This is a genomic window from Idiomarina sp. Sol25, from assembly GCF_033052775.1.
Classification (GTDB): domain Bacteria; phylum Pseudomonadota; class Gammaproteobacteria; order Enterobacterales; family Alteromonadaceae; genus Idiomarina.
In genome coordinates, this window is the sequence record NZ_JAUPEW010000186.1 from 1 (window position 1) to 255 (window position 255).

1 protein-coding gene is annotated in these 255 nt (G+C 56.1%); it reads left to right on the forward strand.

What is annotated here, in order from left to right; translation table 11 throughout:
* On the forward strand, positions 1-255 hold a 255-nt coding region (locus Q5L94_RS13940; RefSeq protein WP_317498949.1), incomplete at both ends, for a hypothetical protein.

A 255-nucleotide genomic window follows, 5' to 3' on the forward strand; every position in this document is an offset into this window, starting at 1 on the left:
GCTATGGCGTTGCCGGTGACGATCTTGCCCAGCAGCTCACTGATGTGGCCGGAAAGCTGGCCAGCGAGTATTGGGACGAGCATCAGCAGGACTTCCGCTACATCGTTGACGGTTCGTTCCTGGAGGAGTACGATGATTTCAACATCGAAGTCCAATTCAAAGCCGCTGCCACCGTCAGCATCGCCTACGCCCTGATGTCCCGCTGCGGGCTGGAACCGGAGCAGTATTTCGGCCATGAAGATTTTATGCCGATTT